19 protein-coding genes are annotated in these 19,130 nt (G+C 72.9%); 9 read left to right on the top strand and 10 right to left on the bottom strand.

Features of this window, described 5'->3' with window-relative positions; all coding sequences use genetic code 11:
• The 3 genes from ACFQSB_RS39540 to ACFQSB_RS39530 all read left to right on the top strand — a co-directional run.
• A partial coding sequence (locus tag ACFQSB_RS39540; RefSeq protein ID WP_380832445.1) for a hypothetical protein occupies positions 1-532 on the top strand: 532 nt, incomplete at its 5' end.
• A gap of 26 nt (positions 533-558) precedes the next feature.
• Positions 559-1,770: an exodeoxyribonuclease VII large subunit gene (gene xseA / locus ACFQSB_RS39535; protein WP_380832443.1), complete on the top strand. Its 1,212-nt coding sequence runs from the start codon at positions 559-561 to the stop codon at positions 1,768-1,770.
• A 37-nt stretch (positions 1,771-1,807) separates the two neighbouring features.
• Positions 1,808-2,053 carry an exodeoxyribonuclease VII small subunit gene (locus ACFQSB_RS39530; protein ID WP_380832441.1) on the top strand — a complete coding sequence of 82 codons (246 nt, stop codon included), beginning with the start codon at positions 1,808-1,810 and terminating at the stop codon, positions 2,051-2,053.
• A 174-nt stretch (positions 2,054-2,227) separates the two neighbouring features.
• On the opposite strand, the gene ACFQSB_RS39525 is transcribed toward ACFQSB_RS39530, so the two are convergent.
• Both ACFQSB_RS39525 and ACFQSB_RS39520 read right to left on the bottom strand, forming a co-directional pair.
• Entirely contained in the window at positions 2,228-2,770 is a 543-nt protein-coding gene (locus ACFQSB_RS39525; protein WP_380832440.1) for a DUF4245 domain-containing protein, read from the bottom strand.
• A gap of 58 nt (positions 2,771-2,828) precedes the next feature.
• Positions 2,829-3,425, bottom strand: coding sequence for a TetR/AcrR family transcriptional regulator (locus ACFQSB_RS39520; RefSeq protein WP_380832438.1), 597 nt, complete (start codon positions 3,423-3,425; stop codon positions 2,829-2,831).
• Between the two features lie 154 nt (positions 3,426-3,579).
• Between ACFQSB_RS39520 and glpX the strand changes: the two genes are divergently transcribed.
• A complete protein-coding gene (glpX, locus tag ACFQSB_RS39515) occupies positions 3,580-4,614 on the top strand; it encodes a class II fructose-bisphosphatase (protein WP_380832436.1) in 1,035 nt (344 codons plus the stop codon).
• Positions 4,615-4,676: 62 nt separating this feature from the next.
• Here the strand turns inward: glpX and ACFQSB_RS39510 are convergent, their stop codons facing one another.
• On the bottom strand, positions 4,677-5,372 hold the full coding sequence (locus ACFQSB_RS39510; RefSeq protein WP_380832434.1) for a DUF1707 SHOCT-like domain-containing protein: 696 nt from the start codon (positions 5,370-5,372) through the stop codon (positions 4,677-4,679).
• Positions 5,373-5,564: 192 nt separating this feature from the next.
• Here ACFQSB_RS39510 and ACFQSB_RS39505 point away from each other — a divergent pair, with 192 nt between their 5' ends.
• Complete coding sequence (locus ACFQSB_RS39505; protein WP_380832433.1) at positions 5,565-5,966, top strand: hypothetical protein; 402 nt, start codon at positions 5,565-5,567, stop codon at positions 5,964-5,966.
• Positions 5,967-6,061: 95 nt separating this feature from the next.
• Positions 6,062-7,228, top strand: coding sequence for an MFS transporter (locus tag ACFQSB_RS39500; protein ID WP_380832431.1), 1,167 nt, complete (start codon positions 6,062-6,064; stop codon positions 7,226-7,228).
• A gap of 50 nt (positions 7,229-7,278) precedes the next feature.
• On the opposite strand, the gene iolD is transcribed toward ACFQSB_RS39500, so the two are convergent.
• From iolD to ACFQSB_RS39465, 7 genes are all read right to left on the bottom strand, one after another.
• Positions 7,279-9,120, bottom strand: coding sequence for a 3D-(3,5/4)-trihydroxycyclohexane-1,2-dione acylhydrolase (decyclizing) (gene iolD / locus ACFQSB_RS39495; RefSeq protein WP_380832429.1), 1,842 nt, complete (start codon positions 9,118-9,120; stop codon positions 7,279-7,281).
• Positions 9,117-9,989 (bottom strand): 5-deoxy-glucuronate isomerase, encoded by an 873-nt coding sequence (gene iolB, locus ACFQSB_RS39490; RefSeq protein WP_354840150.1) that lies wholly within the window; start codon positions 9,987-9,989, stop codon positions 9,117-9,119. The genes iolD and iolB overlap by 4 nt, the downstream gene beginning before the upstream one ends.
• Complete coding sequence (locus ACFQSB_RS39485) at positions 9,989-10,870, bottom strand: Cgl0159 family (beta/alpha)8-fold protein (protein ID WP_380832428.1); 882 nt, start codon at positions 10,868-10,870, stop codon at positions 9,989-9,991. Before ACFQSB_RS39485 ends, iolB begins: the two co-directional genes overlap by 1 nt.
• Positions 10,863-11,846: a 5-dehydro-2-deoxygluconokinase gene (gene iolC, locus ACFQSB_RS39480; protein ID WP_380832426.1), complete on the bottom strand. Its 984-nt coding sequence runs from the start codon at positions 11,844-11,846 to the stop codon at positions 10,863-10,865. Before iolC ends, ACFQSB_RS39485 begins: the two co-directional genes overlap by 8 nt.
• On the bottom strand, positions 11,843-12,766 hold the full coding sequence (locus tag ACFQSB_RS39475) for a TIM barrel protein (protein ID WP_380832425.1): 924 nt from the start codon (positions 12,764-12,766) through the stop codon (positions 11,843-11,845). The genes iolC and ACFQSB_RS39475 overlap by 4 nt, the downstream gene beginning before the upstream one ends.
• Entirely contained in the window at positions 12,763-13,755 is a 993-nt protein-coding gene (locus tag ACFQSB_RS39470; protein WP_380832423.1) for a Gfo/Idh/MocA family protein, read from the bottom strand. Before ACFQSB_RS39470 ends, ACFQSB_RS39475 begins: the two co-directional genes overlap by 4 nt.
• Before the next feature lie 211 nt (positions 13,756-13,966).
• Positions 13,967-14,308, bottom strand: a complete 342-nt coding sequence (locus ACFQSB_RS39465; RefSeq protein WP_380832422.1) for a hypothetical protein — start codon at positions 14,306-14,308, stop codon at positions 13,967-13,969.
• A gap of 249 nt (positions 14,309-14,557) precedes the next feature.
• Here ACFQSB_RS39465 and ACFQSB_RS39460 point away from each other — a divergent pair, with 249 nt between their 5' ends.
• The 3 genes from ACFQSB_RS39460 to ACFQSB_RS39450 all read left to right on the top strand — a co-directional run.
• Positions 14,558-16,213 carry a fumarate hydratase gene (locus ACFQSB_RS39460; RefSeq protein WP_380832420.1) on the top strand — a complete coding sequence of 552 codons (1,656 nt, stop codon included), beginning with the start codon at positions 14,558-14,560 and terminating at the stop codon, positions 16,211-16,213.
• Between the two features lie 35 nt (positions 16,214-16,248).
• A complete protein-coding gene (locus ACFQSB_RS39455) occupies positions 16,249-17,601 on the top strand; it encodes a serine/threonine-protein kinase (protein WP_380832419.1) in 1,353 nt (450 codons plus the stop codon).
• A gap of 42 nt (positions 17,602-17,643) precedes the next feature.
• A partial coding sequence (locus ACFQSB_RS39450; RefSeq protein WP_380832418.1) for a serine/threonine-protein kinase occupies positions 17,644-19,130 on the top strand: 1,487 nt, incomplete at its 3' end.

Below are 19,130 nucleotides of genomic sequence, written 5' to 3'. Positions count from 1 at the left end.
CGCGGCGCCCGCCGCGCCCGCCGGTGTCACGGCCGATCCCGCGGCCGAGGCGCCCGCCGCGCCCGCGAAGCGCGCGTCCCGGGCCGCCGCCAAGCCCCGCACGGCCGCGTCCGCCGCGAAGGCCGGGACCTCCCCCGCCGAACCCAAGGCCAGGGCCACCAGGACCACCAAGGCCGCCAAGGCCGCACAGAGCGCCGAGAGCACCGAGAGCACGGCCACCGGCGAGGCCGCCGCGCCCAAGCCGCGGGCGCGCAGGTCCAAGACCGCGGAAGGCAAGCTCGCCGACGCCGTGACCACCACCGCCGCCGAAGTCGCCTCCGCGGCGCCTTCCCCGGCCGGCGACACGCCGACGCTCGCCGAGCCGATGCCCGGCTACTCCGAGATGACCATGGCCTCGCTGCGCGCCCGGCTCCGCGGCAAGTCCGCCGACCAGATCCGGTCGCTGATCGAGTACGAGCGGCAGACCGCCGCGCGGGACGACATCGTGCAGATGTACGCCAAGCGCCTGGCGAAGCTCGAAGCGGCCGAATAGCCGAGGACGGTTTGTAGGCTGCCCGCATGACGGCCAAGACCTCACCCGAGCAGCCACTGCCGATCCGGTCGGTGCTGCAGATGGTGGCCCAGTGGATCGGCAAGCTCGGCACCGTGTGGGCCGAGGGGCAGATCACCGAGCTGTCGTCGCGTGGCGGCACGGTGTTCCTGACCTTGCGCGATCCGGTGGCCAACGTGTCGGCGCGCGTGACCTGCCCGCGCAACGTCTACGAGGCGACCGTCCCCCGGCCGGTGGACGGCGCGCGGGTCGTCGTGCTCGTCAAACCGGACTTCTGGGTCAACCGGGGCTCCTTCGCGTTCACCGCCCTGGAGATCCGTCCCGTGGGCATCGGCGAGCTGCTGGCCCGGCTGGAGCGGCTGCGGCAGGTCATCGTCGCCGAGGGCCTGGCCAACGCCGAGCGCAAGCGCCGCCTGCCCTTCCTGCCCGGCACCATCGGCCTGATCTGCGGGCGCGACTCGGCGGCCGAACGCGACGTGCTGGAGAACGCCCGCCGCCGCTGGCCCGCCGTGCGGTTCAAGGTCGAGACCGTCGCCGTCCAGGGGCCGTACGCCGTGGGCGAGGTCACCGAGGCGCTGCGCAGGTTCGACCTCGACCGCGAGATCGACGTGATCATCATCGCGCGGGGCGGCGGCTCCCTGGAGGACCTGCTGCCGTTCTCCGACGAGTCGCTGGTGCGCGCCGTCTCCGCCTGCCGCACGCCGGTGGTGAGCGCCATCGGCCACGAGCAGGACAATCCCCTGGTGGACCTGGTCGCCGACGTGCGCGCCTCGACGCCGACCGACGCCGCCAAGAAGGTCGTCCCGGACGTCGGCGAGCAGCTCGCCCTGGTGCGCCAGCTCCGCGACCGGGGGCGGCGGGTGGTGGGCGGCCGGCTCGACCGCGAGCTGTCCTGGGTGGCGGCACTGCGGTCCCGTCCCTCGCTGGCCGACCCGGTCCGCGAGGTCGAGCGCCGGGCGGAGCAGGTGGAGGGCCTTCGCGACCGGGCGCGCCGCTGCCTCACCTCCTCCCTCGACCGGGCCGAGGACTCCCTGGAGCACCTGCGGGCCCGCCTCGTCGCGCTGTCGCCCGCCGCGACGCTCGAACGGGGCTACGCCATCGTGCAACTGCCCTCCGGCGACGTCGTACGGCAGGCGGTGGGCCTGACGTCCGGAGACGGGCTGAGCCTGCGCTTCTCCGACGGCCGGGTCGAGGTCACCGTGGACAAGCCCGCCACCTGACCGGCCGGCGGGTCCGGATGCCCATAGGGTGGGACCCGTGGCTGAGGAGAAAGACGGGACGCCGTCGTACGAGCAGGCCCGCGAGGAGCTGACCGAGGTCGTGCGGCGCCTGGAGGCCGGCGGCCTCACCCTGGAGCAGTCGATCGAGCTGTGGGAACGGGGCGAGAAGCTCGCCGCCATCTGCGAGGAGTGGCTGCAGGGCGCGCGGGTCAGGCTGGCCGCGGCCATGGCCCGTCGCGAGGCCCCCGAGTCCGAGGCCGAGGCGGAGAACACCCCCTTCTGAGGCGAGGACTCGGCTCCCCTTCCGAGGCAGGGCTCGGCTCGCCTCCCGAAACGGGGTCCGGCTTTTCTTCCCCGCAGGAATCAGCTCGCCTCCCGGGGCGGGGTCCGGCTTCCCTTCCGGCGAAGGAACCAGCTCGCCTTCCGAGGCGAGGTTCGGCCCCCTTTCGAGGGAGGCTCAGCTCGCCGTGGGGGTGGCGGTGATCTTGGGTTGCGCCTTGAGGGAGCCCGCGAGCCGTGTCAGCTCGTCCCAGTCGGCCAGACCGGTGACCACGACGGTCACGCCCGGCTGGACGAGCACGAGCGAGCGCTGCTTCTTGTCCGGGCGGTAGCGCTCCTGCCAGGTCTGGCCGCCGATCTGCCGGCTTCCCGTGCTCTTGTCGGTGTTGGCCAGCCGGCTCGCGAACGCCTCGCCGGGCTCGTCGCTCTGGGCGAGCAGGGCGTGCGAGCGCTTGGCGGTGGCGAACCCCAGCCGCCAGGTGACGTGCCCCTTCTGGTCGACCTCGGAGCTGTTGGGCACCCATCCGGCCGGCACCGGGTCGGGCACCCGCACCTCGTACGGGGCGACGCGGCGGAGGTTGGCGACGGTGATCGTGTAGTCCACCCGCGGGATGTGCTCTTCGCGGCTCTGGGGCGCTATGAGCAGGAAGATGCCCACGATCGCCAGGCAGAAGAGCACGGCGAACGCGTACCCGTAGAACCCTTGGGTGAATCGGCGCACAGCCAGGGAGAATACCGGCCGCGGCGGGCGCCCCCCGACTCAGCCCGCGCGGCGCGGGCTACGGGCGCGGGATCTGCCCGATGATCGCCAGGACCTCCTCGGAGAACTTCCGCGCCGCGGCGACGTCCTGCGAGAGCACGACCTCCGACACCGCGGCGGCCAGGGCGCCGGTCACCACGATGACCAGGGGGCCCTTGTCCTCCTCGAAGAGGGCGGCGTTGCGGCGCGCCCACTGGCGCATGCGGTCGCGCATGATCACCTCGAAGCCGGGCGGCCCGTCCCCGCGCAGGAACAGCGCGGCCAGCTCGCGCTCGTCGAAGCAGCCCTCCAGATAGGCGCGGGCGCCGGCGATGAACAGCCGCATCGGGTCGGTCTCGCCCTCGCCGCGGGCGGCCTGGACGGCCTGCTTGGTGCGCTGCGTCTGACGGCCCTGGAACTCCTCGAACAGGGTCAGGTAGAGATCGGCCTTGCCGGAGAAGTGGTGATAGAGGCTGCCGACACTGGCCCCCGCGCGGGAGACGACATCGGTGACCCCCGCGTCGGCGAAGCCCCGTGTGACGAAGATCTCTCTGGCGGCGTCCAGGAGCGCGCCTCGCGTGGCGGCGCCGCGTTCGGAGGTGCGCACAGTCACCGGTCGTTCCGTGTCGCTGCTCATGCGGTGACAGTATCCCTCCGTCGGCCGCCGAAGGGGGACAACTACGATCGTGACGGCGTCCGCATCACGACGCCTGGATTAGACGGCGGGGAACCTGGTAGGTCCACTCCAGGGCGTCCCGATCGCCATCGTCCAACTCAGAGGGGCTCGCACCATGTCGGAAGAGACGTCCGTACCCGCCGCGCTGGCCACCGAGGAGCGCGCGCCCGATCGCAACCTGGCCCTTGAGCTGGTCCGCGTGACCGAGGCCGCCGCGATGGCCGGGGCCCGCTGGGTCGGCCGAGGGGACAAGAACGGCGCCGACGGCGCGGCGGTCAACGCGATGCGCCAGCTCATCAACACCGTCTCCATGGACGGCACCGTGGTCATCGGCGAGGGCGAGAAGGACAACGCGCCGATGCTCTACAACGGCGAGCGGGTGGGCGACGGCAGCGGCGCCGAGTGCGACGTGGCGGTCGACCCGATCGACGGCACGCGGCTGACCGCGCTCGGCATGCCGAACGCGATCTCGGTGATCGCGGTGAGCCCGCGCGGGTCGATGTACGACCCGTCGGCGGTGTTCTACATGGACAAGCTGGTGACCGGCCCCGAGGCCGCCGACGCGGTGGACATCGACGCGCCCGTGGCCGCGAACGTCGCCGCCGTCGCCCGGGCCAAGGGCTGCTCGCGGTCGGACGTCACGGTGGTCATTCTCGACCGGCCCCGGCACGAGCGGCTGGCCAAGGAGGTCCGCGACACCGGGGCGCGCATCAAGTTCATCACCGACGGCGACGTGGCCGGCGCGATCATGGCGGCCCGCCGGGACACCGGCGTCGACCTGATGCTCGGCGTCGGCGGCACCCCCGAGGGCATCATCGCGGCCTGCGCCCTGAAGTGCCTGGGCGGGGTGATCCAGGGCAAGCTGTGGCCGCGGGACGACGACGAGCGCCGCCGGGCGCTGGAGGCCGGGCACGACCTGAACCGCGTGCTCACCACCGACGACCTGGTGACCTCCGACGATGTGTTCTTCGCCGCCTCGGGCATCACCGACGGCGAGCTGATGGGCGGGGTCCGCTATCGCGGCGGGGTCGCCGTCACCCACTCGCTGGTCATGCGCGGCAGGTCGGGCACGGTGCGCAAGGTCGAGAGCGAGCACCAGCTCTGGAAGCTCCGGGCCTACAGCGCGATCAACTTCGACACCGCCACCTGATCACCGGCCGCCCGCCGTCCGCCGCGCTACGGCCTGCGGCGGCCCTACGGCCTGCGGCGGCCCTACGGCCTGCGGCGGCGCGCCCAGCCGCGTCTCGGCGGCCTGGGCGACTTGGCCACGACGTTGCCCATCATGATCACGCCGGTGACCTCGATGACGGGCGCGTCCGGCGCGGTCGTCTCGGGCACCTGGTTCCGCTTCCCGCCGACGACCGCCGAGGCCGGGATGACCACCCGCACGCCCTCGGGCACGATCAGCGTGAGCGTCGCGCCGACGACGGTGGCCTGCACGGTGATGTGGCTGCTCTGCAGCAGCGCCTCGCGCAGGTCCAGCGTGACGCCGCTGCCGACGGCCGTGACCGAGTAGTGCGAGGGGACCACCCAGCGGCCCTCGCGCTGTTCGGAGCGGAACAGCGCCATCACCGGACGCCCGTCGGCGCGCAGCGGCTGCAGGTGCTCGGGCAGCAGGTCGGCGGTGAGGACGGCCAGCTCGCCGAGCGTGCGGGCGGCGAACACCGCCTCGACGCGCTCCTCGTGCTCGTCGTGGGTGAGCCTGCCGTCGGCGACGGCGTCGCGCAGCACGGTGACCACGCGTTCGCGGTCGTCGTCGGACGCCCTGAGTTCCTGGGGCGCGGGCCCGCCGGCGTTGGACCGGCCTGCGGCGATGAAACCCGCCAGCAGTTGCCGCAGCACGGGAGCCCCCTGCTGCCGCCAGCGGCCGTTCCAACGGTCGTAGTGCGCTCCGCGCTCGGCTTCCACGCCTCGACACTAACTCCCGAGCCGACCCCGGACCTACCCCTCACCACAGGTCACCTGGCGGAACACGGCCGGGGAAAAGCACATTGAGCCGTGAGATCGGTCAGAATCGTACCTCGGCCCTGTTCAGGCCGCCTTGCTCCATTGGCGGCCGCCCGTGATGACCGCCGACCCGTCCACGAAGGAGCCGAAACCGTGAACAACCGGGACGATGCCGCCTTCTGGGCGTGCCCCCACGGGCAGGACGCCCGCCGGGGCTGCGTCGCCTGTTACGAGGACGCGGCCGCGCAGGAGCCTGAGGTCCCCATGTGGGACGTCGCCGTGTGGTTCACCTCCCGCCGCCCCATCCCCATCAAGGCCCTGAAGGACGTCCACCGGCACGGCAGCCGTTTCCTGCTGGACAAGCTCTCCGCTCCCTACATCTACCTGCTGACCGGCCACGCCCGCGCCGACCAGGGTGTGCAGGCCGTCGCCGGGCTCGTCGGCTTCCTGGTCCACAACCGGCACGTGGTGGACGAGTTCTCGGTGCAGGAGACCCGGGCCGTGCGCATCTCGCCGTCCCCCGACACCCCCGTGACCGACCGGGTGTGGCCCTGACCTCTGGAGTGGCGTCAACAGACCATTGACCGGCGGGGGGCGCGACCGTAGCCTTGGCCAATCTTGAACCCTCCTCATGTTCTTCCGGAGCCGCAGTGCCCACCCCCCGTGACCGGCGTGCGCGCCTTTCCACCTTCGCGGTCTTCTTCGTCCAGGGTCTGACCTTCGCCACTCTGCTCACCCAGGTGGCCCAGCTACAGCAGAAACACCACCTGAGCGACGGCGAACTGTCGATCCTCCTGTTGGTGGTCCCCGTGATCGCGGGCGTCGGCAGCGTGCTCGCCGGCGAGATCGCCAAGCGGTACGGCAGCCGCCGGGTGCTGCGCGCCGCCCAGCCGGCGGCAGGACTCGCCGTGGTGTGCGCCGGCCTGGCGGCCGACGTGCCGCAGCTCGTCGCGGCCAACGTGCTGTTCGGCCTGTGTCTCGGCGCCGTCGACGCCGGCATGAACATGCAGGCGGTCACGGCCGAGCGCAGGTACGGCCGCCCCATCCTCACCGGTTTCCACGCCCTGTGGAGCGCGGCGGCGGTCGTCGGGGCCGGGTGGGCGTCGGTGGGAGGCGCCATGCGGCTGACCCTGCCAGCCATCTTCACCGTCGCCATGGTCGTCGGCGTCGCCATCGCCCTGACCGCCGGCCGCACCCTGTTCACGGCCGAAGAGGAACACGTCGCCGCCCCTGAGACGCCCCGGAGCGGCGACACCGTACCGGCGGCCGCTTGGAGGCCGATCCTGCCGTTGTGCCTGGCGATGGCCTTCCTGTACGTGGGCGACGCGTCGATCTCGAACTTCGGCTCCGTCTACATGGAGAAGATCATGCATGCGACGGCGGCCGTCGTGCCGCTGGCGCTCGGGGCCTACCAGGCGGCCACCTTCGTCGTGCGCGTCGGCGGCGACTTCGCCGTGCGACGGTACGGGCCCGCGGCGATCGTCCGCATCGGCGGCGCGCTCGCCGCGCTCGGCTTCGCCGGGATCGTCGCCGCGCCCGACCAGCCGCTGGCCATCGTGGCTTTCGGCCTCGCCGGGGTCGGCCTGTCGGTGGTGGCACCGCAGTCGTTCTCGGCCGCCGGACGGCTGGACCCGGCGGGCACGGGCGTCGCCATCGCCCGGGTCAACATGTTCAACTACGTCGGCTTCATCGTGGGAGCCGCCCTCGTCGGCGGCATCGCCGAGGCCGCCGACTACCAGATCGCCTTCGCCGCCCCCCTGATCCTCGCCACCGCCATCATCGCCCTCGCCCGAGGCTTCCACCCCAGAAGGCCGTGAGTGGCGGACGGGGTGTGGGGGTTGTCGTGGGGGCGAGGGTGATGAGGGGGTTACAGGTAGGGGCGTTGGGTGCGTTTCTGTTGTTCGTAGCGTTTGTGGAGTTCGGGGGTGGTGGAGATCTCGGCGATGGGGACGTCCCACCAGGCGGTGGTCTGCGGGGAGGGGCCGGGGACGGTCTCGACGTGGACGACGGTGGTGCCGGTCGCCTCGCGGGCCTTGGTGAGGGCGACGCGCAGCGACTCGGGGCCTGCGGCGCGAAGGACGTCCGCGCCGAGGCTGGCCGCGTTGGCCGCCAGGTCGACGGGCAGGAAGTCGCCCTCCAGCCGGCCGTCCGCCGACCGCGCCCGGTAGGCCGTGCCCAGTCGCCGCGCGCCCACCGACTCCGACAGGCCGCCGATGGAGGCGAAACCGTGGTTGTCCACGATCACGATGACCAGCTTGACGCCCTCCTGCACGGCCGTGGCGATCTCCTGGGCCATCATGAGGTACGACCCGTCGCCGACCAGGACGAACACCTCGCGCTCCGGCGCGGCGAGCTTGACGCCGAGGCCGCCGGCGATCTCGTAGCCCATGCAGGAGTAGCCGTACTCGACGTGATAGGCCTTCGGGTCGTGGGCCCGCCACAGTTTGTGCAGCTCGCCGGGCATGGAGCCGGCGGCGTTGACGACCACCCCGTCGGCGCCGGCGACCTGGTTGACGACGCCGAGCATGACCGGCTGGGTGAGCTCGTCGCCCGCGTACAGCTTCGTGACCTCGTCCTGCCATTCGCGCCCCAGCTCGGCGGCCCGGGACGTCCATGACGGGTCGGCCTTCCAGCCGGCGAGGTTCAGGACGGCCAGCCCTTCGCGGGCGTCGCCGACGAGCATGACGGCGGAGTGCTTGGCGGCGTCGAAGGCGGTGACGTTGAGGTTGACGAAGGGCACGTCCCCGAAGAGCGTGCGCGAGGCCGTGGTGAAGTCGGTGTACCGGGTGCCGACGCCGATGACCAGGTCGGCGTCGCGCGCGATGGCGTTGGCGGCGGCCGTGCCGGTGTGCCCGATGGCGCCGAGCGCGCACGGGTGGTCATAGGGCAGGACGCCCTTGCCGGCCTGGGTCTCCCCGACCGGGATGCCGTGCCCCTCGGCGAACCGCGCCAGCTCGTCCCACGCCTCGCTGTAGACGACGCCGCCGCCCGCGACGATGACCGGCCGCCGCGACGCCTTGATCGCCTCCACGGCGCGCTCGACTGCGGCGGAGTCGGGCAGAGGCCGGGCGACGTGCCAGACGCGCCTGCGGAACAGCTCGACCGGCCAGTCGTGGGCCTCGGCCTGGACGTCCTGCGGCAGGGCGATGGTGACGGCGCCGGTCTCGGCGGGGTCCGTGAGCACGCGCATGGCGGCCATGAGGGCGGCGGGGAGCTGCTCGGGCCGGTTGATCCGGTCGAAGAAGCGCGACACGGGCCGCAGGCAGTCGTTGACGCTGACGTCGTAGGAGCGGGGGTCCTCCAGCTCCTGCAGGACGGCGCCGGCGGCGCGGGTGGCGAAGATGTCGCCGGGCAGCAGGAGCACGGGGATGCGGTTGATCGTGGCCAGCGCGGCGCCGGTGACCATGTTGGTCGCCCCCGGGCCGATCGAGGAGGTGCAGGCGAAGGCCGACAGGCGGTTGCGCGCCTTGGCGAAGCCCACGGCCGTGTGCACCATGGCCTGCTCGTTCCTGGCCAGGTAGTAGGGCAGCGGGTCGCGCAGCCCGGCTCCCTGTTCGGCGAGGGCCTGCCCGACGCCGGCGACGTTGCCGTGGCCGAAGATGCCGAAGCAGCCCTCGATGAGCCGCTGTTCGACGCCGTCGCGCTCGCTCCACTGCTCGGCGAGGAACCGCACCAGCGCCTGGGCGACGGTGAGCCGAATCGTCGTCATGCCGGGGTCTCCGTCTCGCTCGTGCCGCCGGGGCCGTTCGCGGTGGCCGTGGTCATGGGGACGCGGGGGTCCACGGCCTGCCCCTGCCAGCCGGCGCGGATCCAGGCGTGGCGGGGGTCGTCGCAGAAGGCCATGGACCGCTCGCCGGCCGGGCCGGCCAGGACGTTCAGGTAGTACAGGTCGTAGCCGGGGGCGGCCATCGACGGGCCGTGGTAGCCGTGCGGGACGAGCACGACGTCTCCGCAGCCGACCTCGGCGAGCACGTCGATGGGCTTGCCCGGCGAGCCGTACACCCGCTGGTAGCCGGGGCCGCCCTCGAAGTAGTAGATCTCCTCCAGCACCGCCTCGCCCTCGCCGGGGGTGTCGTGCTTGTGCGGAGGGTAGGACGACCAGTTGCCCTCGGGGGTGAGGACCTCGACGGCGACGAGCTTGTCGCACTCGAACGCGTCCGGCGCGCAGAAGTTGTTGACCTGCCGGCTGGCCTGCCCGGCTCCCCGGACCTCCACCGGCACCTTGCCCGCGGGCCCGTACCGCACCGGGAGCCGCCGGGTGGCGCGGGCGGACGGCAGCGCGAACCTGCCCTCCCCGGTGACGCGGACGGTCGCTTCCACGGGCACGTAGGCGAAGTCGGAGACGCCCTCGAACACCGACGGGCGGCCGTGGAGCGAAAGGCGCTCTCCGTCGCACTCGACCGTGCACGACCCGGAAAGCGGCAGGACGAGCATCTCCTCAGGGCCGGTGGCGAACTCGACGGTCTCGCCGGACAGGTTGAGCGTGCGCAACCCGGCGTAGGTCCATCCCGCGAGCTCGGGCGTCACGCGCAGCGCCCAGGGAGCGGCGGCGGTCGAGCCGGCGGGGATGTAGGACATCAGGACACCTCCAGCAGCCCGGCGGCGGTGTCGACGGCCGCCGCCACGTCGTCGTCGGGAGGGTAGAGCAGGGCGCGCCCGACCACGAGTCCCCGGACGCCGGGAAGGCGCAGCGCCTTGCCCCACGAGGAGTACACCTCGTCGGGCGCCTTGGTGGGATCGCCGCCGAGCAGCAGGGTGGGAAGGGTGGTGGCGTCCATGACCCGCTCCATGTCGGCGATCACCGGGATCTTCAGCCAGGTGTGCGCGGAGGTGGCGCCGAGCGCCTGGCCGACGTGGACGGCGTGGATCATGCCCTCCGGCGACAGGTCGTGGTGGACCACGCCCTCGTCCCGGTGGGACCAGAACGGCTCGATCATCGCCATCAGGCCCTGTCCGGCCAGGCTCGTGACGGCGCGCGCGCATGATTCGAGCGTGACGGCGGTCTCGGGCGAGCGCAGCCCGACGCGGCACAGCATCTTGCCGCCGTCGAGCCGCATCCGCACGATCGAGTCGGTGTCGTAGGCGGTGAAGCGGTCGTCGAACTCGAAGGCGCTGCCGTGGATGCCGCCGCGGTTCATCGAGCCGATCACGACCTTGTCGTGGAGCGCGCCGAGCAGCAGCAGGTCCTCGACGATGTCGGGGGTGGCGAGCAGGCCGTCCACCCCGGGGCGGGCCAGGGCCGCGCACAGCCGGTCGAGCAGGTCGACGCGGTTGGCCATGGCCATCGGGCGGCCCCGCACGCTGAGCGCGCCGCGGGCGGCGTGGTCGGCGGCGATGATGAGCATCTGGCCGCGCTCGCGCAGCAACGGCCTGCGGCGGCGTTCGGCCGCGGCCTGCGCGATCTTCTCCGGATACCTGGCGCGGTACTCCGCCAGACTCCTGCGGTCCTCGTCACGCATGGGCTTCCCCCGAGAGCACGGCCTCGACCTCCTTGGCTGTGGGCATGGCCGGGGCGCAGGCGAGGCGTCCGGCCACGATGGCCCCGGCCGCGTTGGCGTACCGGAGGGTCTGTTCCAGGTCACGCCCGGCCAGCAGGCCGTCGCAGAGCGCGCCGCCGAACGCGTCGCCGGCGCCGAGCCCGTTGACGACCTCGACCGGCACGGGCGGGACCTCCACGGTGCGCTCCGCCGTCATGCCGAGCACGCCGCCGGAGCCCTGCTTGACGACGGCGACCTCGACGCCCATGTCGAGCAGCGCCCTGGCGGCCTCGCGCGGCTCGCGGGCGCCGGTGGCGACCTCGCACTCCTCCAGGTTGCCCACGGCCACCGTGACGTGCCGCAACGCCTTGCGCACCCATTCTCCTGCGGCCCGCGCCGACTCCCAGAACATGGGGCGGTAGTCCAGGTCCAGGACGGTCAGCGGCGCACGGCCGCGCGCCTCCCAGGCGGTGAAGTGGGCGCTCCTGGACGGCTCCTGGGACAGCCCGGTGACCGTCGCCCAGAACAGGCCGGCGTCCCTGACGGCGGCGAGGTCCAGCTCACCAGCGTTGATCTCCAGGTCAGGGGCCTTGGGGAAGCGGTAGAAGTACAGCGGGAAGTCCTCCGGCGGGCGGATCTCGCAGAAGGTCACCGGCGTCGGCAGCCCGGGCACCTCGGTGACGTACCGGTCGTCCACGTCGTAGGAGCGCAGCGCGTCGTGGATGAAGGCCCCGAACGGGTCGGCCCCGGTGCGGGTGATCACCGCGGCCCCGCGGCCGAGCCGGGCGGCGGCGACCGCGACGTTGGTGGCGCTGCCGCCGAGGTACTTGCCGAAGGTCTCCACCTCGCGCAGCGACACGCCGACCTGGAGCGGGTAGATGTCGACGCCGACCCTGCCCATCGTGAGCACCTCGAAGGCGTCCCCGCCGTGGGCGATCCCGGGGCGGGGATCGCTCATGAGAGCGCCGCGAGGTAGGCGAGGCTCTCGCAGACCGCGATCTCGGGGCCTTCTCCCCGCGGGGGTTCGCCGGACAGCACGACGTCCTGCTCCATGACGTACCAGCCCTGGTAGCCGGCCGCGCCGAGCCCGGCGACGATGCCGGCCACGTCCACGTCGCCGCGCCCGAGGGGGCGGTAGACGCCGGCGCGCACGGCGTCGGTGTAGGTCAGCTTTCCGGTGCGGACCTGCTCGGCGAGCGTGGCGTCCACGTCTTTGAGGTGCACGTGTGCGACCCTTGCTGCTGCCCTGGACACCAGGTCGAGCGGGTCGGTGCCCCCGATGAGAAGGTGACCGGTGTCCAGGCAGAGCGGCATCGCCGAGCCGTCGAGCACCCGGTCGACCTCGTCCCGCGTCTCGATCATGGTGCCGACGTGCGGGTGGAGCGTGACGGCGCGGCCGAACGGCTCGGCCTCCGACAGCAGCCGCCCGAGGTTGCCGAGCAGCGTCGCCCAGCCTTCGGCGTCCAGCGCCGGGCGTTCGTCGTAGCCGTCGGCGCCGGTGGCGGCGGCCAGGACGACGGTGTCCACGTCCCCCTCGGCGAAGGAGCGGAACATCGCCTTCGCCTCGGGCACCGGGTCGTAGGCCGGGTCGTGCAGCACGACCGGGACGAAGCCGCCGATGGCCCGCAGGCCGTAGGAGTCCAGCAGCGAGCGGCGGTGCCCGGGGGACGGCGGCAGGAACCCGTCGGGCCCGAGTTCGGTGGCCGTGAGGCCGAGCGCGCGCATCTCGCCGAGGACGCGCTCTCGGTCGAGCTGGTGACCCCAGTCGGGCACCTCGCACACGCCCCAGCTGATCGGCGCTCCCGCGATGCGCAGGGCCCCGCCCTGGCCGGTCTCCGTCGTGCCGCTCACGTTCACCTCTCCGGTCGGGTGGTTCATGCCGTCACCTGGGCGATCTCGGCGACGCGGACGGGACGTCCCTCGCGGCGCGACAGCTCGGCCGCCTCGGCGACGCGCAGCGCCGCGAGCGCGTCGCGGACGCCGCACAGGCTGGGCCCGCCGTCGCGCACGCTCGCCAGGAACGCGCCGATCTCGGCCACGTACGCCGGCTCGAAGCGCGCCCCGAAGTCGGGCCACGGCTCGCCGCCGGGGAAGGCGACCCCGGGCTCCGCCGAGGCGAGGGGCAACCGCTCGTCCAGGCCGACCGAGAGGGTGCGCCGGGTGCCGGCCAGCTCCATGCGGACGTCGTACCCCGCGCCGTTGTAGCGGGACCCCTGGAGCGTGACGAGCGTGCCGTCGTCCATGGTGAGCAGGGCGGCGCTGGTGTCCACGTCGCCCGCCTCGGCGAAGAACGCGGCGCCGCGGTTGGCGCCCGTCGCGTAGACCGACTCGACCTCGCGGCCGGTCACCCAGCGCAGGATGTCGAAGTCGTGGATGTGGCAGTCGCGGTAGATGCCGCCCGACAGCGGGATGTACTCGGCGGCCGGGGGGCGCGGGTCGGCGGTGAGCATGTGCACGCGGTGCAGGTCGCCGAGCTCGCCGCCGGCCAGCGCGCGGCGGGCCTCGGCGTACCCGGCGTCGAAGCGCCGCTGGAAGCCGATGTGCACGAGCACGCCGCTGCGGTCGGCGGCGCGCAGGACGCGCGTGGTCTCCTCGATGGTGGGGGCGACGGGCTTCTCGCAGAAGACGGGGACGCCGGCCTCGCAGGCCCGCAGGATCAGCTCGGCGTGGGTGGAGGTCGGGGTGGCGACGACCACGGCGTCGGTCTGGAAGGCGTCCCCCACCAGCGCCCCGACCCGGCCGGCCACCTCCTTCGCCCTGACTTCGTCCGCGTCGGACACGATCAGCTCGTCCACCTCCGGGTGGGCGGCGAGCGTCGTCGCGTGGAACGCGCCGATACGGCCAAGACCCAACAGACCCACACGCATGCTGCCTCCGGCGCTCCGATCACCTCATGACGGTTCGTCCCCAGTTCTAAGGATCAGAATGCCGCGAGTCAAGACTTTGTCCTGACATTCGGACGATCTATCCTCATGGCGGCCGGCCGCCCGGAGGGGAGGCCAGGGGGGCGGACGGCCGACGGGCCCGGCAGCCCCATGGAGGAGGTCCGGGCCCGTCGCAGGGGAGGCGTGGCGCGGCTCACCACCACCGCGCCCGCCCCGGCAGGGCGTGTTTCTCGTCACGGGCGCCGGCCGGGCGCAGGTCGTCACCGGCCAGATCCTTGCCGGTCCATTCCGGGTGCTCGCCGCCCTCGCGGGGGCCCGCGCCCTGACCGCTCTCGATGCCCTCGCGCCGCCGCGTCTCGATCTCGCGCCGCCGCGTCTCGATCTCGCGCCGCCGGGCTCGGCCGTCGGGGGCCACCGGCCACTGGACCGGCTCGCCCCTGATGCCGCGGAGCACGATGGTGACGAGCGCGACGCCCAGGACGGCCGCGACCACCGACACGCCGAAGATGACCACCACGATGTAGCCCGGGTCCATGATTTCCCCCCGATCTCGGACACGTGCCTACGTCCATTATCGAACGCGTACTTATCGACCTTCGGACGGCGCCCTACCGGCGGACGTCTTCTCCTTCCCACGAATGCCCCAGGTGACACGGCCCGGCCACCACAGATCCCCCGTCCGGGGCCCCGGCACGGCGCGGCCCGGGTCGGCGGGCGGCCGCGGAGAGCCTTACCCTGCAACAGGACGGCGGCGAGCACGCCACACTACGGAGGAGCACGAGCGATGCCCGAGTTCGACTACACCGACCTTCTCCCGCTGGGTCCGGATGAGACGGAGTACCGTCTGATCACGGCGGAGGGGGTGCGCAAGGTCGAGGCGGCGGGCCGCACGTTCCTGGAGGTGGACCCGGAGGTGCTCCGGCTGCTGACCTCCACCGCGATCCACGACATCTCCCACTATCTGCGCTCGTCCCACCTCGCCCAGCTCCGCAAGATCATCGACGATCCGGAGTCCAGCGGCAACGACCGCTTCGTGGCCCTCGACCTGCTGAAGAACGCGAGCATCTCGGCCGGCGGCGTGCTCCCCATGTGCCAGGACACCGGCACCGCCATCGTGATGGGCAAGCGCGGCCGCCACGTGCTGACCGACGGCGCCGACGCCGAGCACATCGCCCGCGGCGTGTACGACGCCTACACCGAGCTCAACCTGCGCTACTCGCAGATGGCCCCGCTGACCATGTGGGACGAGAAGAACACCGGCAGCAACCTGCCGGCCCAGATCGAGCTGTACGCCGAGGACCCGCACGGCCACCCCGACGAGTACAAGCTGCTGTTCATGGCCAAGGGCGGCGGCAGCGCCAACAAGTCGTTCCTGTACCAGGAGACCAAGGCCGTCCTCAACGAGAAGCGGATGCTGGAGTTCCTGGAGGAGAAGATCCGCTCCCTCGGCACCGCCGCCTGCCCGCCGTACCACCTGGCCGTGGTCGTGGGCGGCACGAGCGCCGAGTACGCGCTGAAGACCGCCAAGTACGCCTCGGCCCGCTACCTGGACGCGATCCCCACCGAGGGCTCGACCTCCGGCCACGGCTTCCGCGACCTGGAGATGGAGAAGAAGGTCTTCGAGCTGACGCAGAGGCTCGGCATCGGCGCCCAGTTCGGCGGCAAGTACTTCTGCCACGACGTGCGGGTGATCCGCCTGCCCCGGCACGGCGCCTCCTGCCCGGTGGCCATCGCGGTCTCGTGCAGCGCCGACCGGCAGGCCCTGGCCAAGATCACGCCGGAGGGGGTCTTCCTGGAGAAGCTGGAGACCGACCCCGCGCGCTTCCTGCCCGACACCACCGACGAGCACCTGTCGGACGACGTGGTGCCGGTCGACCTCAACCGGCCGATGGCCGAGATCCTCGCCGAGCTGTCGCGGTACCCGGTCAAGACCCGGCTGTCCCTGACCGGCCCGCTGGTCGTGGCGCGCGACATCGCGCACGCCAAGATCGCCGAACGGCTGGACGCCGGCGAGGAGATGCCGCAGTACCTCAAGGACCACGCGGTCTACTACGCCGGACCGGCCAAGACGCCCGAGGGGTACGCCTCGGGCTCCTTCGGCCCGACGACGGCCGGCCGCATGGACTCCTACGTGGAGCGCTTCCAGGCGGCGGGCGGCTCGCTGGTCATGCTGGCCAAGGGGAACCGTTCCAAGCAGGTCACCGAGGCGTGCCGGGCGCACGGCGGCTTCTACCTCGGCTCCATCGGCGGCCCGGCGGCCCGCCTCGCGCAGGACTGCATCAAGAAGGTCGAGGTCATCGAGTATCCGGAGCTCGGCATGGAGGCCGTCTGGAAGATCGAGGTGGAGGACTTCCCCGCCTTCATCGTGGTGGACGACAAGGGTGAGGACTTCTTCCAGGACACCAGTGGTCCCGTGCTCACTATCGGTCGCCGAACCTGACCAAATCTGACCGAAGATCTCAACAGAGAATCGGCATGGCCTCTACAGGCGGCGATGAACAAATCGGTAAGCTGCCACCCATGCGCGCGCCAGTCGGATACGAGCTAGCCTCGCGATACCGGCTTGTGGAGCCGGTGGGGCGTGGCGGCATGGGCACGGTCTGGCGCGCCCACGATGTCCTTTTGGACCGTGACGTGGCTGTCAAGGAGGTCCGCCTCCCGCTCGTGCTGGACGAGGAGCTGCGGGCCGAGCTGTGCGCCCGCACCGAACGCGAGGGCAGGGCGACCGCCATGGTCGCCCACCCGTCGGTGATCACCGTCTTCGACGTCGTCACCGACGACGACCGGCCCTGGATCGTCATGGAGCTGCTGCGCGCGCAGTCTCTGGAGGAGATGGTCAAGGAGCAGGGGCCGCTGCCGCCGCGCCGCGTGGCCGAGATCGGCCGCCAGGTGCTCGGGGCGCTGCGCGCCGTGCACGCCAAGGGCATCCTGCACCGCGACGTCAAGCCCAGCAACGTCCTGGTCACCGAGGACCGCGCCGTGCTGACCGACTTCGGCCTGGCCGCCCTCGAAGGCGACGCGTCCATCACCCAGGCCGGCATCGTGCTCGGCTCGGCCGGCTACATCGCGCCCGAGCGGGTCCTCGGCGACCGGGCCAGCCCCGCGGGCGACCTGTGGTCGCTCGGCGCCACCTTGTACACGGCCGTGGAGGGCCGCGGCCTGCACGGGCGCCGCACGGCCGCCGCCGCGCTGGCCGCGCTCACCAGCGGCGAGCCGATCCCCATGGAACGCGCCGGGCCGCTCGCCCCCATCTTGAGCGGCCTGCTGCAGATCGACCCGGACGCGCGGCTCGACGGCATGCGCGCCTCGCTCATGCTGGCGCGCGTCGCCGCCGGAGGTTCGGCGGAGGAGCCGCTCGGCGGTCCCGCCCAGCGCACGGGCCGCACGTCGGTGACGTCGTCCGGCGGCCCGCAGGCGCCGCACGCCGCGATGGGCGCGCACGACACCGTGCGGGGCGGGCGCCGGGGCGGGCCGCACGACTCCCCGAACAGCGGTCCCGGCGACGGCGACGGGCCTCGGGACGGCGGCGGCCGGGTGTCGACCTCGCCGCGCCGCACGGCGCACCGGGGCCAGCACCGCGCGGACGCCCGGCCCGAACGGGCGTTCGCCGCGCCTTCCGAGAGGCCCTCCGAGAGCCCGGCCCCCGTGCCGGCGCCGCGTGGGCCGCGCAGGCCCGCCGAGGGCGTGCACCGCAAACCGGTGGACCCGACGGCCGGTCGCCGGCGCGCTCCGGCCAACCCCGAAGTGGGTCAGATGATCCGCCAGCTGTCCGATATCGTGCGGATGGTGCTGCCCCGTCGGTTTTGGCCGAGAAATATGCGTAAGTAAGGGGAAAGCAAGGCTCAAGGCACTATCGCTATCTTCTTAGTCATGCCCGAACAGCAGAGGCGGCTGCTCGCCGACCGGTATGAGTTGATCGCCGCCCTCGGGCGGGGGACGATGGGCACGGTCTGGCGGGCGCACGACCGCCTCCTCGGCCGTGACGTCGCCGTCAAGGAGATCCGGCACGACTCGGGTCTCACCAAGGAACAGCGCGAAGAGCTGCGCGAGCGCATGATCCGCGAGGGGCGCAACGCCGCCAAGATCGTGCATCCCTCGGTGGCGACCGTCCACGACGCCATCCTGGTGGACGGCAGCCCGTGGATCGTCATGGAGCTCGTCGAGGCCCGGTCGCTGGAGCAGGTGGTCGACGAGGAGGGCCCGCTGCCGCCACGGCTCGTCGCCGAGATCGGGCTCGACCTGCTCGGGGCGCTCGGCGCGGCCCACAAGCAGGGCGTCCTGCACCGCGACGTCAAGCCCAGCAACGTGCTGCTCACCGACACCGGCCGGGTCGTCCTCACCGACTTCGGCATCGCCAAGTCCGAGGGCGACAGCAACATCACCAGGACCGGCATGGTCATCGGCTCCCCCGGCTACACCGCGCCCGAGCGGGCCAGGGGCGACCACACCGGCCCCGAGTCGGACCTGTGGTCGCTGGGCGCGACGCTGTACTTCGCGGTCGAGGGACGTCCCGCGTACGAGCGCAAGTCGGTCAGCGAGACCCTGGCGGCCTTGATGACCGAGCAGGCCGACCCGCCCACGCAGGCCGGGCCGCTGCGCCCCGCGCTGGAAGGGCTGCTGGAGAAGGACCACACCAAGCGCCTCAGCTTCGACCTGGCCGTCGCCATGCTCCGCCGCGTGGCCAAGACCTCCTCCGCCCCGCCGCCCTCCCCGGCGTCCGCCTCCGCCGGATCCCGCCCCACCCCGGCCCCCTCCCCCGGCGCGACGCCCTCCGCTCCGGCGTCGACCTCGGGCACGTCCGCCCCGTCATCCACCTCAAGCACCTCGGCCGCGCCATCGACCTCCGGGGCATCACCGTCCGCCTCGTCCTCCGGCCCGCGCCCCGCCGCCTCCTCCACTCCGGAGCCCGGCCGGCGGGCCTCCGCCGCCACGGGACGGGACGCCGGTCCGCGCGACTCCGCCGCCGCAGGTCAGGCATCCGCCGCCGAGGGGCGGGACGCGCGGACCACCGTCCCGAAGGTCCAGGCCCCCGCCCCCGACCCGCAGACCACCGTCCCCAAGGCCCAGGCCGCCGCCGCGTCCGCCGAGGGTGAGCCGGACACCGACCAGACCATGATGGTCATCCGTCCCAAGGGCGGCCTGCGCATCCCTGGCGGCCCTGGACGGTCCCCCGGGACGGACGAGCCGTCCGCCGGCCCCGCGGGAGCCGCCGCGGCCGACCAGGCGACCGTGGTCAGCCCGCTTCCCCCCGCGCCCGCCGCCCCCTCCCGGACGCACGGCCCCGCGTCCCCGCCGCCCGGCCCCGCGTCCGGGGGACCCGGCCGGCCGCCGGGCGCCGCGCCGGCACGGCCGGGTAG

It is taken from the genome of Sphaerisporangium rhizosphaerae, assembly GCF_042665155.1.
GTDB classification, from domain to species: Bacteria; Actinomycetota; Actinomycetes; order Streptosporangiales; family Streptosporangiaceae; genus Sphaerisporangium; species Sphaerisporangium rhizosphaerae.
This window is presented reverse-complemented; position numbering and strand designations above follow the sequence as displayed.